Source organism: Salimicrobium humidisoli, assembly GCF_002295105.1.
In the GTDB taxonomy this organism is placed as follows: Bacteria; Bacillota; Bacilli; order Bacillales; family Halobacillaceae; genus Salimicrobium; species Salimicrobium humidisoli.
Genome location: NZ_NSGH01000048.1, coordinates 1 through 1,488 on the forward strand (window position 1 = coordinate 1; position 1,488 = coordinate 1,488).

1 protein-coding gene is annotated in these 1,488 nt (G+C 49.3%); it reads right to left on the bottom strand.

The annotated features are described in order from the left end of the window. Positions 1–943 (bottom strand): group II intron reverse transcriptase/maturase (ltrA, locus tag CKW00_RS13395; protein ID WP_095822978.1); only part of this gene is annotated, 943 nt, incomplete at its 3' end. Positions 944–1,488 lie beyond the last annotated feature (545 nt).

The following is a 1,488-nucleotide window of genomic DNA, read 5'->3' on the forward strand; positions in this document are numbered from 1 at the left end:
TTTTCTCAATACGGTATGTCATATCGGTACTCCACTTTCGACTCGTCCATTGGCGTAAACGTTGTTTAGCCTTGTGAACCGAATCTTTGTGGACGCGCACTCTAGCCTTTCCTTTCACCGAAGGTGTAAAGCTGAACCCGAGAAACTTACGTTTCCACGGGCGGCTCACCGCACTTTTCTCTCGGTTGACTTTGAGTTTCAGCGTCTTTTCGATGAAGGTCATCATATTCTTGAGGATACGTTCGGCGGCTCGTTTGGAACCTGCATACATTTGCACGTCATCAGCGAACCGAACGAAGCGAATACCTCTGGATTCCAGTTCTTTGTCCAGTTCATCGAGCACAATATTCGAAAGGAGAGGGCTTAATGGACTTCCCTGAGGTGTTCCACTTCGGTTTGGGGTCGTAAGCCCACCTTCCATAATACCTGCTTGAAGGTATCTTCGGATAAGACGAAGCACCCGGTGGTCTTTAATGCGGAAGCTTAGCGTTCGCATCAAGCGGTCGTGATTCACTCGGTCGAAGAATTTCTCAAGATCAATGTCCACAACCCAAGTGTACCCCTCATTGATATAGGTTTTCGCCTGCCTCACCGCATCATGGGCTCTTTTTCCTGGTCGGAATCCATGGCTTTGCGTGGAAAACGCTGGGTCATATATCGATTGAAGATAGAGGTTAAGCGCCTGTTGGATCATACGATCCATCACCGTAGGGATACCTAACTTCCGTTTGCCTCCGTTCGGTTTCGGGATTTCGACTCGACGGACGGGAGACGGTTGATACGTACCCTTCAGAAGTTGGTCGTGGATGGTGTCCCATTCTCCCGAAATCTGAGCTTTCAGTTCGGAGGTGGAAACGCCGTCCACGCCATGATTTCCTTTATTCTTTGTCACCTTGAGATAGGCGGCATTCATATTGTTTCGGTGTAGGATGTTTTCCAACATATTTACTTACCCTCCACGTGACCATTTCGTTCTATTGTGTGGCATCAATCTTCCACCCCAGTTACGCCCTCGAAGACTTCACTTCTCTCTCGCAACTGGTTGATATATTCTGTGTCATCAGATGATACGTACGCCAGAGAAATGGTACTCATTTTATGATTCAGCCCTTCCCCTACCTTCCGGAAGGTAAGGTACTATGGCTTCGGCTGACTTCTGATGGTTCAGCGATTCCTTAGGAATCGGTTACCGCATGTGTACGGCTTGTCCATCAGACCTCCCCGGGTAAAAGCATAAACTTCCTTTCCATATCCCCGCCTCATTTACTGCCTGCCCCTTTGGTCGTTGGGGCTTCATCTTGTTTCGCAGACTCACCCCAGGCAGACAGCCTATTATGAGATTCGTGTTCCTCGGGGCGGAAATTTGCCTCCGGCTTCCTTCAGATTCCAGGTCTCCCTGGACACCCTTGCCTTTGACTAACGGCTACAACGACCTTCGCCGTTCGGGACTTGAACCCTATAGTTTATACCCGTGCCGGGCACACGAAA